At 65.1% G+C, this 11563-nt stretch carries 9 protein-coding genes; 5 read left to right on the top strand and 4 right to left on the bottom strand.

Features of this window, described 5'->3' with window-relative positions:
- The first annotated feature begins 137 nt into the window (after window positions 1-137).
- Window positions 138-785, top strand: coding sequence for an SCO family protein (locus ABE493_RS13270; protein ID WP_346499383.1), 648 nt, complete (start codon window positions 138-140; stop codon window positions 783-785).
- Window positions 782-1624 (top strand): archaetidylserine decarboxylase, encoded by an 843-nt coding sequence (gene asd / locus ABE493_RS13265; protein ID WP_346499382.1) that lies wholly within the window; start codon window positions 782-784, stop codon window positions 1622-1624. Before ABE493_RS13270 ends, asd begins: the two co-directional genes overlap by 4 nt.
- Before the next feature lie 810 nt (window positions 1625-2434).
- Here asd and ABE493_RS13260 read toward each other — a convergent pair.
- A complete protein-coding gene (locus ABE493_RS13260) occupies window positions 2435-4018 on the bottom strand; it encodes a transglycosylase SLT domain-containing protein (protein WP_346499381.1) in 1584 nt (527 codons plus the stop codon).
- A 123-nt stretch (window positions 4019-4141) separates the two neighbouring features.
- Here ABE493_RS13260 and ABE493_RS13255 point away from each other — a divergent pair, with 123 nt between their 5' ends.
- Together ABE493_RS13255 and ABE493_RS13250 are read left to right on the top strand one after the other, a co-directional pair.
- Window positions 4142-5647: a helicase HerA-like domain-containing protein gene (locus tag ABE493_RS13255; RefSeq protein ID WP_346499402.1), complete on the top strand. Its 1506-nt coding sequence runs from the start codon at window positions 4142-4144 to the stop codon at window positions 5645-5647.
- Window positions 5648-5725: 78 nt separating this feature from the next.
- Complete coding sequence (locus tag ABE493_RS13250; RefSeq protein ID WP_346499380.1) at window positions 5726-6991, top strand: hypothetical protein; 1266 nt, start codon at window positions 5726-5728, stop codon at window positions 6989-6991.
- A 220-nt stretch (window positions 6992-7211) separates the two neighbouring features.
- Here the strand turns inward: ABE493_RS13250 and ABE493_RS13245 are convergent, their stop codons facing one another.
- Window positions 7212-8660: a rhomboid family intramembrane serine protease gene (locus ABE493_RS13245; RefSeq protein ID WP_346499379.1), complete on the bottom strand. Its 1449-nt coding sequence runs from the start codon at window positions 8658-8660 to the stop codon at window positions 7212-7214.
- Window positions 8661-8762: 102 nt separating this feature from the next.
- Between ABE493_RS13245 and greB the strand changes: the two genes are divergently transcribed.
- Window positions 8763-9266: a transcription elongation factor GreB gene (gene greB, locus ABE493_RS13240; RefSeq protein ID WP_346499378.1), complete on the top strand. Its 504-nt coding sequence runs from the start codon at window positions 8763-8765 to the stop codon at window positions 9264-9266.
- On the opposite strand, the gene ABE493_RS13235 is transcribed toward greB, so the two are convergent.
- Both ABE493_RS13235 and rimO read right to left on the bottom strand, forming a co-directional pair.
- Window positions 9250-10086, bottom strand: a complete 837-nt coding sequence (locus tag ABE493_RS13235) for a DUF3025 domain-containing protein (RefSeq protein ID WP_346499377.1) — start codon at window positions 10084-10086, stop codon at window positions 9250-9252. The two genes, greB and ABE493_RS13235, sit on opposite strands and share 17 nt — an antisense overlap.
- The gene (gene rimO / locus ABE493_RS13230) at window positions 10083-11447 is read right to left on the bottom strand and encodes a 30S ribosomal protein S12 methylthiotransferase RimO (protein WP_057630849.1); all 1365 of its coding nucleotides are present in this window, start codon (window positions 11445-11447) and stop codon (window positions 10083-10085) included. The genes ABE493_RS13235 and rimO overlap by 4 nt, the downstream gene beginning before the upstream one ends.
- Window positions 11448-11563 lie beyond the last annotated feature (116 nt).

The raw sequence follows: 11563 nt of genomic DNA, 5'->3' as shown, positions 1-11563 counted from the left end.
CTTCGGCAATGGCCCGCAAACGGCGGCCAAACACCGGCCAGTTGGCGGGGTATACGCCTGCAATCCCCTACACTCCCGTATCCCGCCCACGGCTGACGCCCCGTCCAGCCGCAGTACCCGAACGGAAGCCCGCGCTCATGTTCAATCGAAATACCGGCATCATCCTGGCCATCGCCCTGGCCGCCGGCCTGGGCCTGTTGTTGGCGCAGAAGGTCTTCGGGCCGTCCGCCAAGGGCAGCCAGGAGGCCAGCAGCATCCTGTTCTACGGCACCCCGCGCACCCTGCCTGAGTTCGATCTGGCCCAGTCCGACGGCACCCGCCTGATCCCCGGTGAGCTGCGCGGCCACTGGACCCTGGTATTCCTGGGTTTCACCTCCTGCCCGGACGTCTGCCCCACCACCCTGACCGAGCTGGCCCAGGCCCAGAAGCAGTGGGAAGCCATCCCCGACAGCCTGCGCCCGCGCGTGGTACTGGTGTCGGTGGACCCCGAGCGTGACACCCCGAACCGCCTGGGCGAGTACGCCCATGCCTTCCACAAGGACACCCTCGCCGCCACCGCCGATGTGCCGTCGCTGGAGCGTTTTGCCACCTCGCTGGGCATGGTGTTCCAGAAAGCCCCCGGCAAGCACTTCGAGCAGAACCCCGACGACTACAGCATGGATCACTCCGCCAGCATCGCCGTGCTCGACCCGCAGGGGCGCCTGGCCGGCCTGATGCGTCCCCCGTTCAACCCGCAGGCAATTGCCAGCGACCTGATCAAGCTGACCGAGAAATCCGCACCATGAGTCTGGTTACACGCCTCACCTACGTATTGCCGCACCGCCTGCTGTCGTCGATGGCCCGCTCGCTGGCCTATTCGCAGAACCCGCGCATCTCGCGCTGGCTGATCGACACCGTGTCGCGCAAGTTCAATGTCAATCTTGGCGAAGCGGCCAACCCGGACCCGCGCAGCTACCCCAGCTTCAATGCCTTCTTCACCCGCGCCTTGAAGCCGGGCGCGCGCGTACCCGCCGCCGATCCGCGCACCCTGACCATGCCGGCCGATGGCCGCATCAGCCAGTTGGGGCCGATTGAAGATGGCCGCATCTTCCAGGCCAAGGGCCAGTCATTCACCGCCGCCGAGCTGCTCGGCGATGCTGCCGATGCACTGCCGTTCAACGACGGCCTGTTCGCCACCGTCTACCTGTCACCGCGCGACTATCACCGCGTGCACATGGCCTGGACCGGCACCCTGCGCGAAACCGTGCATGTACCCGGCCGCCTGTTCAGCGTAGGCACCGATGCGGTGGCCAACGTCCCGCGCCTGTTCGCCCGCAACGAACGCCTGGTCTGCCATTTCGACACCGATTTCGGGCCGATGGTGCAGGTGATGGTCGGCGCGCTGCTGGTCAGCGGCGTGGAGACGGTGTGGAGTGGCGAGGAAATCCCGGCGTACGGCGACCGCATCACCCGCAAGGACTGGCGCGGCAAGGGCATCACCCTGGAACGCTTTGCCGAGATGGCGCGTTTCAACTACGGCTCCACGGTGATCGTGCTGCTGCCGCCGGGGGTGGCCGATTTTGATCCGTCATTGAAGGCCGAAAGCCCGGTGCAACTGGGCCAGCCGCTGGCGAAGCTGCGCTGAGAAGCAGGACTGATCGCAGGAGCGGCGCCCTCCTGTAGGAGCGGCGTAAGCCGCGAAGCCCGGATCGCACCAGCGCCCCGGGCTTGTGCAATCTGATGACCCATCTGCTTCGCGGCTAACGCCGCTCCCACAGGCAACCCGGCTTTTGTAGGAGCGACGTCAGTCGCGAAGCTGGTATTTCCTCCGCGAGCGACAACGCTGCGATCTGGCGATCCATCTGCTTCGCGGCTTACGCTGCTCCCACAAGCAACCCGGCTTTTGTGGGAGCGACGTCAGTCGCGAAGCTGGGGTTTCTTCTGCGAGCGGCAGTGCTGGGATCTGATGACCCCACTGCTTCGCGGCTCACGCCGCTCCCACAGGCAACCTGGCTTTTGTAGGAGCGACGGCAGTCGCGAAGCTGGTGTTTCTTCCGCTAGCGACAACGTTGGGGTCTGATGCTCCATCTGCTTCGCGGCTTACGCCGCTCCTACAGGCAACCTGGCTTTTGTGGGAGCGACGTGAGCCGCGAAGCTGGTATTTCCTCCGCGAGCGGCAGTGTTGGGATCTGATGACCCCTCTACTTCGCGGCTCACGCCGCTCCCACAGGCAACCTGGGTTTTGTAGGAGCGACGTCAGTCGCGAAGCTGGCATTTCCTCCGCGAGCGGCAGCGTTGGGATCTGGCGATCCATCTGCTTCGCGGCTTACGCCGCTCCTACAAGGCGGGTGCTATTGCTGGGATCTGGCGATCCACCTGCTTCGCGGCTTACGCCGCTCCCACAAAAAACACAGCGCGCGCATACAAGAAGGGCGCCTTGCGGCGCCCTTCTTGTTCAACGGCCGCAGCCTTCCAGCTTCAGGCTTTGCCCGGGCTTGAGTGCATACGCGGGTGCACGCAGACCATTGGCGCGCGCCAACGCCGGCAGTTCGCATTGGAAGCGGTTGGCGATGCCGCCGAGGGTGTCGCCTCTGGCAACCTTGTAGCTGCGCGCGGCACGTCGTGCAGGCGTCGCCGGCCGCGGCGCAGCCACCGGAGCGGTTACCGGCGCGACGGCCTGCGCAGCCTGCATCGCCTGCACATCACCCACCGCCACGCTGCCGGTAAAGCTCGCCGCCGAGGGCCGCTTGATCGCGGCATTCAGGTCGGCGGTGATCAACGCACGCGCCAGATCGGCACGCGGGCCGCTCACGCAGTAGCGGTTGTACAGGCCGGCAATGCGGGTGGTGGCATTGATGGTGGTGCCCGACGGGATCCAACCATCGGCTTCATAGCGCGGGTTGAGGTTGCGCAGCGCGCGCATGTAACCGTCGCGGGTGCCGGTGCTGCCCAGGCAGATGGTCAGCTCATAGATGGTGGTGGATTTGGCCAGGCGGATCGTCGCCGGTTGCGCGTTGATCTTCGGGAACTCCACGCCGTACTGCTGCGGGTGCAGGAAGATCCACGCCGCGGCGATCACCATCGGCACGTAGTCCTTGGTTTCGCCTGGGAATTGGTTGTACGAGGTGTCGGTCCAGAAGCTCTGGCCGCCGGTCTCGCGGTAGATGCGCGCGGCGCGACCTTCGCCCCCGTTATAGGCGGCCAAGGCGTACTCGATGTTCTTGTTCAGCCCGCGCATGCGCTCGTTCATGTAATCGGCGCTGGCACTGGCGGCACTGCGCGGATCAAAGCGAGTGTCGAAGCCGGTACCATCCGGGCCCAGCCCGAAGCGGCGGCCGGTGGCCGGCATGAACTGCATCAGGCCCGCTGCCCCCACCCGCGACGACGCATGGACGCGGCCGTTGGATTCCTTGGCCATGATGCCGAACAACAACGCCTCAGGCAGCGCGTCCTTTTCCCACTCCGGCCACATCACCGCGCGCAGGTTCATGTAGTTCTCGTAGCTGGTCAGCAGCGAGGGACGCATGTCGGTGAGCCAACGGCGGATGCCGGCCTGGATGGCCGGGTTGTACTCGACCATCTCATCGAAGGCGTGGCGGTGATCATTGAGCAGGGCCGCCGCGCGTGCCGCTTCAGGCACATCGGCTACCAGTGGTGCGATATGGTCGGGATCGGCTTCCAGCGGACCACCATCGTCGCCCTCGGCGCTGTTGCTGGCGTCGGCGCGCTGCTTGAGCAGGCGCTTGTAGGTGGCCAGCAGATTGCTGACCTGGCAACCCTTCTGCGCGATACAGGCGCTGATCACGTCTTCCATGTCTTCCAGCGCGGCATCGCCCTCGCTGGCGCCCTTGGGGTCGGCGTTGGCAACCAGCACCAGCGCGTCGCTGTAACGTTTTTCCGCCACCGTCATCCGCGCCTCGATGGCATCCACCTTGACCTTGTCCCGGGCCGAGATCGCATGGGCGGCCGGAACCACGGTCAACAACGAGGTCGCCAGCAACAACGACCAAGGACGAGCGGATAACAGGGATACGGGCATCAGCAGCACTGCATGACAAAGGTGAGGCAGGGTAGCTGGCAGACAGACCCGGGGGCAACATTGCCACCGCAGCGATACAGTCGGCCGTTAGAATCCCCCCTTCATTCATCAATGAGTGCCTCCATGGACCCGATCCTGCTCGGCAAAGGCGTCACCGACGACATCGCCGTCACCCTGCTCCCGCGCTTCGGCAACCGCCATGGCCTGGTGGCCGGCGCTACCGGCACTGGCAAGACGGTGACGCTGATGACGCTGGCCGAGGGGTTTTCACGGCTGGGCGTGCCGGTATTCATGGCCGATGTGAAGGGCGACGTGGCTGGCCTTGCGGTCGCTGGCGAGGGCGGCGAAAAGCTGGCCCAGCGCGCGGCCGAGATCGGCGTCGATGGTTTTGCGCCAGCGGCCAGCCCGGTGGTGTTCTGGGACCTGTACGGCAAGCTCGGCCACCCGGTGCGCACCACCGTCAGCGAAATGGGCCCTACCCTGCTCGCGCGCATCCTGGAGCTCAATGACACCCAGTCCGGCGTGCTCGACATCGTCTTCAAGCTGGCCGATGACCGTGGCCTGCTGCTGCTCGACCTGGACGACCTGCGCGCCCTGCTCGGCCTGGTGGCCGAGGAGCGCAAGGACATCTCCACCGAATACGGCCTGGTCAGCGCGCAGTCGGTGGCCGCCATCCAGCGCTCGCTGCTGCGCCTGTCGCAGGACGGCGGCGAAGCCTTCTTCGGCGAGCCGGCGCTGGAACTGGCCGACATCATGTGGGTCAATCACGACGGCCGCGGCGTGATCGGCATCCTTGCCGCCGCCCAGCTGATCCTCAAGCCGCGCCTGTATTCCACCTTCCTGTTGTGGCTGCTGTCCGAGCTGTTCGAGCAGCTGCCGGAAGTGGGAGACCTGGAAAAGCCCAAGCTGGTCTTCATTTTCGACGAGGCCCACCTGTTGTTCGACGATGCACCGCCAGCGCTGGTGCAGCGCATCGAGCAGGTAGTGCGATTGATCCGCTCCAAGGGCGTGGGCGTGTACTTCTGCTCGCAGTTCCCGGATGACGTGCCCGGCAACATCCTTGGCCAGCTCGGCAACCGCGTGCAGCACGCCCTGCGTGCCTTCACCCCGCGCGACCAGAAGGCGGTCAAGACGGCGGCAGAGACCTTCGTGCAGAACCCCAAGCTCGATGTAGTCGCCACCCTGTCGCAGCTCGGCACCGGCGAGGCGCTGGTGTCCACGCTGCAGGACAAGGGCATTCCCGCACCGGTGCAGAAGACCCTGATCGCCCCACCGCGCTGCCGCATGGGCTCGATCACCGATGCCGAACGCGCCCAGGTGCGTGCCGGCAGCCCGGTGGGTACCCGCTATGACAACGCCGTGAACCGTGAATCGGCCGCCGAACTGCTGGCGCAGCGTGCGGAGAAGGTCGTCGAGCAGGCAAAAGCGCCTGCCGCTCGCACCCGTCAGCAGGACGAGGAGCAGGAGGGCGGCTTCGGCCAGAGCATCAAGGATGCGATCTTCGGCACCAAGCGCCGTCAGGGCATGATCGAAACCATGGCCAAACAGACCACCCGCACCGTGGGCACCAAGCTGGGCAACCAGATCGTGCGCGGCATCCTCGGCAGCATTTTCGGCGGCAAGCGCTGACTGCCACGCCAGGGCCGGCCCATTGCCGGCCCTGCATCGCAGGCGCCACAATTGGCACCTGACTCTCGGGGGAATGTCATGGAAGACCGCAAGCGCGGCGCGAATGCGCAACGCCCACAACCGTTCTGGCAACGACTGCCGGCCATCACGCTCTATCCGGTACGGGGCTCGGCGCTGTATTCGCTGATCGCGCTCACCCTGTGCACGTTGCTGACCTGGTTGCCGGCCATAGGCTGGCTGCTCGGCATCATCATCTGGGTGGCGATCTACCGCTATTCGTTCGAGATCCTGCGCGAAACCGCCAACGGCCGCATGGCCTCGCCCGAAAACACCCTCAGCAGCAGCGACGGCACCGTCATCCGCTTGCTCGGCCTGATGATCCTGATGGGCGTCTTCGTGGTGACGGTGGCGATCTTCCTCGGCCCGGTGATTGGCCTGCTGACGCTCGGCGCGGTGGTGCTGCTGCAGCCCGGCTGTGTGATCTCGCTGGCGATGGACGGCAGCCTGCGCCATGCCGCCAACCCCGCTACCTCGATCACCATTGCGCTGCGGATTGGCTGGCCCTACCTGGCCGCCTTCCTGCTGCTGTTCGTCATCCAGGCCAGCGCCTTGACCGCCGGCCAGTGGCTGCACACCTTCATGCCGCCGGTGGTAGGCGAGCTGGTGCTCAATTTCTTCAGCATCTGGGGCCTGTTCAGCACCTTCCATCTGCTGGGCTATCTGGTTTATCAGTACCACGAGGCACTGGGCTTTGAACCGGAAGGCGCCTACGACGCGCTGCTGCGGCATGACCCGGACCAGAAGCTGCTCGATGAGGCCGAACATTTCGTCCGCGAAGGCCAGCTTGATGCCGCTTTGGATGCCCTGCGCGGCTCGGTGCGCTCCCGCGCGGTGAGCCTGCAGGTACATGAGCTGTATCAACGCCTGCTTCGGCGCAAGGGTGCATCCGATGCCCTGCGCGAGCACGCCCGCCAGTACATCAACCGCCTGCTGATCGAAAAGCAGGAACGCGAAGCGATGAACGTCCTGCGCGACATGCTGGAAGTGGATGCGGACTTCACCCCCTCCGAACCGCAGCAGGCCGCGCAGCTTGCCGAACGCGCACGTCTGGGCGGCCAGTTGCAGCTGCAGATGGACACCCTGCGAGCGATGTTCAAGGCCTGGCCGCGCGACCCGCAGGCGCCGCAGTGGGCATTGCAGGCAGCTCTGCTGCTGGGCGAGCGCTACAACCGCGACGCCGAAGCACTGCAACTGATCGACGAGGCGCTGCAGCGTTGCGAAGACGAAGAGCAGCGCCGCAAGCTTGAGGCGGCCAAGAACGCACTGCAGGTCAGCCCGGCCTGAGATCCGGCGCGCTTGAGCGGAACCGTATCGTCAACGTAGCCCGGGTAAGCGCAGCGCACCCGGGGCTGTTGGCGAACACTTGAGATTTCCCGTAGATCCCTGCTTCCCGGGTGCGCTGCGCTTACCCGGGCTACGGATAAAAGTCGGCTCTGCAGATTCGATGCGGCACAAAACATGGGCCAATCCGCCCCGGACCTTCGTCTACGCCGAGGTAGACCCCTCAGTCGTTCTCCAGCAGGAACCGCGCCTTGCCGGCCTGCGGGGTCGCCGCAAAACGCTGCTGCAGCAATTCAAGCAGGCGCCGGCGCTGCGCATGGGCATGCGCCTCGCCATGCCGCAAGGCCAGACGAAGCCAGCCCTGCGCCTGCGCTTCACCGGGCAATTTGGTGGCCTGTTCCCAGACCGCCTCGGCTTCCTGCAGCCAGCCGGCTTTGAGGCAGCGCTCAAACGCAGCAGGCGCCAACTCGGCGATTGTGTCCTCCGCAAGCAGCTGTTTGATGATGGCCTGCTGCGCGGCTAGCCCGGCAGTATCGTCGGCCTCCAATCGCAGCACATCGGCAGCGCGCGCACGCATGTCGGCTGACCGGCCTGCGTTGGCGGCAACCCGATAGCGCGCCAGTGCAACATCCAGACGTTGCGGTTGTTCGGTCGCCAACTCCGCCAGCACGCGCTCGGCGGCGGAATTATCCAGGCGCCCCATGTATTGCTGGGCCTGCTGCCAACGCTGATCGTTGACGGCCACTTCGGTTTCATCGGCCATATAGTCATCGCGGGTCTGCCGGGTAAGCACCAGCACGCCACCCAGCACGGCGCCGCAGATCAGGCCACCGGCATGCGCATCAAAACCAATGCCGGCTTCGTCGTTGGTCAGCAGGTTGAATACCTCCCACCCCAACCACAACGGCAACAAGCAGATTGCCGGCGCCCGTACATAGTCGAAGATCACCCCGAACCAATAGAAAAACCGCACCGGGCGCATTCCCCACACCACGCAGAACGCTCCCATCACCGCCGCTATCGCACCGGACGCGCCCAACCCACCGCCCGCTTCGCCCCAGCGCCACAACACACTGGCAACACTGGAGCCAACCGCGCCCAACAGGTACAGCCCCAGGAAACGCCAACCACCCAGCGCCCCTTCCAGCAGCAGACCCAAGACCACCAGGAACAGCATATTGCCCAGCAGATGCATCACGCTGCCGTGCAGGAAGGCCGCCGACAACAGCCGCCACGGCGACCATTCCGAGCTGCGCAGGATATGCCGCAGGGTGAATACCTGGTCCAGCTGCGCCTGGTACTCACGCCGCAAGGGTGCCCACTCTGCCTGCTGTTCTTCCGACTCGAACAGGCCGCCCTGTTGCAGCGCCTTTTGGAAGCTGACATCGCTCAAGGTCGCCATCCCCACATAGCTGCCACGCTCCTCCCCCGGCAGCGCTTCCAACTCGGCCAGCGCATCGCGCTGCGCAGTCAATCGCAGATGTTTTTCGTAGGCCGGCAGCTCGTAGCCGGCCAGACCCGACTGCTGGTACCAGGCCTGCGTCGCCTGCACCTTGTGTTCGTCGTCCACCTGCCAGCCGAAGAATACATAGACATTGACCAGCACCAGCAACATCGTCACCAGCGGCAAGGTGCTCAGGTTCAGCGGCTTGTGCAGCGGCAGGATCAACATCGGCCAAACTTCCTTGTCGGTGAACGCGAAGCTTCAGCCATTGATTGGCCTTGCGCAAGCAAGCCCGGCTACCATGCCGCATCCACGCAATGCATGACCGCAATGAGCCGCTGGCGTCCCCCTGCAGAAAAAAGCACCGCCCTGATCACCGCGCAGGGCCACGCCCGGCTCAAGGCCGAGTTGGATGAGCTGTGGCGGCAGCGGCGGCCGGAAGTGGTCAAGGCGTTGGCGGCGGCAGCTGCCGAAGGCGACCGCTCGGAGAATGCCGAATACACCTACCGCAAGAAGCAGCTGGGCGAGATCGACCGTCGCGTGCGTTACCTGAGCAAACGCCTGGAAGCACTGCGCGTGGTCGACACCACGCCCAGCGACCCGGAAGCGGTGTTCTTTGGCGCGACGGTGGAACTGGAAAACATCGACTCGGGCCAGACCGTCGTCTACCGGATTGTTGGCCCCGACGAAACCGACGCACCGGCCGGCTGGATCAGTATCGATTCGCCGTTGGCGCGGGCGCTGTTGAAGAAGCGCATCGACGATGAGTTCGCGGTGGAGCTGCCCAGCGGCCTGACCCGCTTCGCCATCCTCGACGTCAGCTACGAAGGCTGAGCGCGGCCGGGTACGTTCGGCCCTCGCGCAGCGGGCGGAAGTAGTCGCACGACTGATAGAAGGCCGCATCCTGCGGCGCGTGCCAACCGGGAATGCCGGCCAGCGGCAATGGCCGCAGCTCGGAGGGTTCGGCCAGCAGCTGAGCTTCACCGATTGCCGCAGCGACGCGGGCAACGCAGGCCGCGTCATCCTCGCCAAGCACCACGATGCTTTTGCCCACCAGCAGGCGCCCGGGCAACAAGGCCTGCTCCAGCAAGGCATGGCCGATGAGCGCGCAGATGGCGATATCGCCGCGCTGCCACGAGCGCGGATCGAACAGCGTCGCCCAGTCGTGCCGATCCCATGCCGACAGCAAGTCCGCATCGCGGACACGCACGATCACGCCGGTTTCGTCGAACTGGGTCAGCGCAGCCTGCGCACGGTTGCGCTGCGCAGTTCCCATCGCTGCGATATGCAGACATTGCTGCGCATTGAGCGCGCACTTGATCGCCGGATAGCGCGCCCAGACCAGCGCATTGAACAAGTCATGCCAGTTCTGCGCACGGGTGGCGATGCGCCCTTGGGCGATGCGTTGTTCGTAGTGCAGTCCGTCGCCAAGCAAGGCCTCGTCCTGGATGACGAACTGCTTGCCCTGCACGGCCAGCTGCGCGTTGAGCGCAGCAATACCCGGCCAGTCGGCGCCCTCCAACAGATCGGTGTAGTTGGCAAAGTCGCCAAATATGGGCTGTTCAAAACACTGATGCGCCACCTGCTCGCGCGGTGGCGCCAGAAAACGACGCCGGCCTGAGCCGGCGTCATCAGCGGCAAGTGCGCAGGTCACAGCACCTTGAGATCAAACGGCGCGGCCGCCTTGGCATCGACGATGGCATCGCCAAACAGATCGTGCTCATCGCTGTCGGTGATCTCGACATCGACGAACTGGCCGACCCGCAGCTTGGCCTCATCGGCGTTCTGGATATGCACCAGGCCATCGATTTCCGGCGCATCGGCCTTGGAACGGGCCACCGCGATGCCGTCTTCAATGCCGTCGATCAGGCACTGCTGCACGCTGCCGATCTTGGCTTCGAGCTTCGCGGCGGAAATGGCGGCCTGCTTTTCCATGAAACGGGCCAGACGCTCCTGCTTCACTTCTTCGGGAACCGGGTCCGGCAGCTGGTTGGCGGTGGCACCGTCTACCGGCGAATAGGCGAAGGCGCCAACGCGGTCGAGCTGGGCGGTATCCAGGAAGTCGAGCAGCTGCTCGAACTCGGCATCGGTTTCGCCCGGGAAGCCGACGATGAAGGTGGAACGCACGGTGATGTCCGGCGCGATCTCGCGCCAGCGCAACACGCGCTCCAGGGTTTTGTCGACCGCACCCGGGCGCTTCATCAGCTTGAGGATGCGCGGGCTTGCGTGCTGGAACGGGATGTCCAGGTACGGCAGGATCTTGCCCTCGGCCATCAGCGGCACCACGTCATCGACGTGCGGGTACGGATAGACATAGTGCAGACGGGTCCAGGCATCGAGCTCGGACAGCCCCTCGCACAGCGCCTTCATGCGCGTTGCGTACTCCTTGCCGCGCCAGGTGCCCGGCGCGTACTTGCGGTCCACGCCGTAGGCCGAGGTGTCCTGCGATACCACCAGCAACTCACGCACACCACCCTTCACCAAGCGCTCGGCCTCACGCAGCACTTCATCGACCGGGCGCGACACCAGATCGCCACGCATCGAGGGAATGATGCAGAAGCTGCAACGGTGGTTGCAGCCTTCGGAAATCTTCAGATAGGCGTAGTGGCGCGGGGTCAGCTTGATGCCGTAATCCGGCACCAGGTCCACGAATGGATTGTGCTTGGGCGGTAGCGCTGCGTGCACCGCTTCCATCACCGTGGTGTAGTCCTGCGGGCCGGACACCGATAGCACATCCGGGTAATGCTCGCGGATCATGTCGCCCTTCTTGCCCAGGCAGCCGGTGACGATGACCTTGCCGTTCTCGTTCATCGCCTCGCCGATGGCGTCCAGCGATTCGGCAACGGCCGAGTCGATGAAGCCGCAGGTATTGACCACCACCACGTCGGCCGAGTCGTAGGACGGCACGATGTCGTAGCCTTCCACCCGCAGCTGGGTGAGGATGCGCTCGGAATCGACAAGGGCTTTCGGGCAGCCAAGGCTGACGAAGCCGACTTTGGGGTTCAGCTGGGACATGATCTGGAAATCCTGGGGCCGGGCCGGAATGGCAGCAGGGCCGGAAAGCCGGCCAGTATACCGGGCCTGCGCAGCCTCGCCCTGCGGCTGGCTTAATACGTGAGAGAGCTGATAAT

This window comes from Stenotrophomonas terrae (assembly GCF_039674165.1).
Lineage (GTDB): Bacteria > Pseudomonadota > Gammaproteobacteria > Xanthomonadales > Xanthomonadaceae > Stenotrophomonas > Stenotrophomonas terrae_A.
The sequence above is the reverse complement of the archived record's forward strand: the minus strand, read 5'-3'. Positions and strand labels throughout refer to the sequence as shown.

Bases quoted from the DNA above. Each gene is read 5' to 3' on its own strand.
- rimO (WP_057630849.1), bottom strand. From the start codon at position 11,447: ATGTCCCAGCTGAACCCCAAAGTCGGCTTCGTCAGCCTTGGCTGCCCG.
- ABE493_RS13245 (WP_346499379.1), bottom strand. From the start codon at position 8,660: ATGTTGATCCTGCCGCTGCACAAGCCGCTGAACCTGAGCACCTTGCCG.
- greB (WP_346499378.1), top strand. From the start codon at position 8,763: ATGAGCCGCTGGCGTCCCCCTGCAGAAAAAAGCACCGCCCTGATCACC.
- ABE493_RS13260 (WP_346499381.1), bottom strand. From the start codon at position 4,018: ATGCCCGTATCCCTGTTATCCGCTCGTCCTTGGTCGTTGTTGCTGGCG.
- ABE493_RS13255 (WP_346499402.1), top strand. From the start codon at position 4,142: ATGGACCCGATCCTGCTCGGCAAAGGCGTCACCGACGACATCGCCGTC.
- asd (WP_346499382.1), top strand. From the start codon at position 782: ATGAGTCTGGTTACACGCCTCACCTACGTATTGCCGCACCGCCTGCTG.
- ABE493_RS13250 (WP_346499380.1), top strand. From the start codon at position 5,726: ATGGAAGACCGCAAGCGCGGCGCGAATGCGCAACGCCCACAACCGTTC.
- ABE493_RS13270 (WP_346499383.1), top strand. From the start codon at position 138: ATGTTCAATCGAAATACCGGCATCATCCTGGCCATCGCCCTGGCCGCC.